The sequence below is a fragment of the Bacillus sp. SIMBA_026 genome (genome assembly GCF_046535335.1).
Taxonomy (GTDB): Bacteria; Bacillota; Bacilli; order Bacillales; family Bacillaceae; genus Bacillus; species Bacillus velezensis.
The window spans coordinates 1-278 of sequence record NZ_JAWRWX010000110.1 but is presented as its reverse complement, the minus strand read 5'-3'; the positions used below and the strand labels follow the sequence as shown (position 1 = coordinate 278).

The following is a 278-nucleotide window of genomic DNA, read 5'->3' as shown; positions in this document are numbered from 1 at the left end:
ATCAGCGCGACGAATGCACGGAGCCGGTCGCCGTTCATGATTCGCGCGCCGCGATGCGCGTGTCGGCCAGCGCATCGGCGCCGGCCGGCAGCACGCATGCGCGTGCCGGGATCGTGTGGCGCGCGAACGCCGGCTTAGCGATGCGCTGCCGGCGATAGTCTCCCCACGCGGCACGCGCATGCTTGCCGGGCGAGAGGATCACAACGAAGTTGACGACCGCCATCGCCGGCACGATCCCGTAGACGGCGTTGAACAGACCAGGCACGGATGCGCTCATC

Annotated in this window: 1 protein-coding gene; it reads right to left on the bottom strand. The window is 69.1% G+C overall.

All coding sequences use genetic code 11. The annotated features are described in order from the left end of the window. Nucleotides 1–34 precede the first annotated feature (34 nt). Nucleotides 35–278 (bottom strand): hypothetical protein (locus tag SB847_RS20870; protein ID WP_014722302.1); only part of this gene is annotated, 244 nt, incomplete at its 5' end.